The sequence below is a fragment of the Intestinimonas timonensis genome, from assembly GCF_900626145.1.
Taxonomy (GTDB): Bacteria; Bacillota; Clostridia; order Oscillospirales; family Oscillospiraceae; genus Intestinimonas; species Intestinimonas aquisgranensis.
Genome location: NZ_LR130833.1, coordinates 1 through 1,185, shown reverse-complemented (window position 1 = coordinate 1,185; position 1,185 = coordinate 1). Strand labels below are relative to the sequence as shown.

2 protein-coding genes are annotated in these 1,185 nt (G+C 50.5%); both read left to right on the top strand.

Features of this window, described 5'->3' with window-relative positions; genetic code table 11:
• The coding region (gene tnpB / locus E0E29_RS17300) for an IS66 family insertion sequence element accessory protein TnpB (RefSeq protein WP_130850992.1) at positions 1-227 on the top strand (227 nt) is incomplete at its 5' end.
• A gap of 542 nt (positions 228-769) precedes the next feature.
• A partial coding sequence (locus E0E29_RS17295) for a helix-turn-helix domain-containing protein (protein WP_130850991.1) occupies positions 770-1,185 on the top strand: 416 nt, incomplete at its 3' end.

The following is a 1,185-nucleotide window of genomic DNA, read 5'->3' as shown; positions in this document are numbered from 1 at the left end:
TCCAAAACTACTACGTGGCATGCGGATACACGGATCTTCGCCGCGGGATAGACGGACTGGCGGCTATCGTAAGTCAGCAGTACGGCGGTTGTCTGAGTGAAGAAAGCCTGTTTCTGTTCTTCGGGCGCCGGACAGACCGAATCAAAGCACTCTACTGGTCCGGAGATGGATATAGACAATCGCATTGGTATCTTTCTTATTCAGCGCATAGCTGCTTTTTCTGTTGAACATACTCTGTCCTCCGTTTCGTTTTGGGTGGGTGGTGAACCGAACCCAAAACGGCGGAGAACGACAGCCGACAGAAAAGTTGTATAAACGACAAAAAGCGCCCGACAGGTCAAAGACCAATCGGGCGCACGGTGGTGCAAAACCACAGGATGCTACACAGTATAGTACATACTCAATGCCGGACTTACCCGGAGGGGGAGCTGCGCTTTTTTAGCTGGTGCAGCTCATGGGTATTGTGTAGAAAACAAAAAATAAGCACGGCGGCATCCTCCTATGTGCCGCCGTGCCTTTACATGATGTTAGGGTCGTCGTTCATTTTAGATAGACGAAAGGAAACGGCGGCTCTGATTTTGATATGCTCCCTTTAAAGTAGACAGCGGAAAAACAAAACTGTCGAAACGGAGGGAGCAATTATCATGAGTTTAAAAGGCAAAATACCGCCGGAGGTAAAGATTCAGGCTGTGGAGGACTACCTAGCGATCCGTAAGGGTTCCACACAGATCCGGGAAGAGTTAGGCATACGATTGAGCACTTTCCAGGCATGGCTGCGGAAATATCAGACGGAGGAGCCTGCGGGCTGCATCCGAAAAAGGGTTTTACCAGTTACCCGTCGTCGCTCAAGCTGGCGGCCGTGGAGGACTATTTAAGCGGAGAAGGGTCGCTGGACGCCATGTGCCGCAAATACGGGATATCCTCCCATGCGGTTTTGCAGCAATGGATTACGTTGTATAATCAAGGCCATAGGGACTTCAAAACGCGCAGAGCGCAGGAGGAAAGCGGTATGGCCGAAAAGAAGAAATTATCGTACGAAGAAAAATTGCAGGCAGTGTTATATTGCATCGGGCACCGGTTGGATTACCGGCAGGCCAGCGAGCAGTACAAAATCACCTACCAGCAGATCTATAACTGGGTCAAAAAATATCAGGAGCAGGGAGAAACCGGGTTGCTTGACCGCCG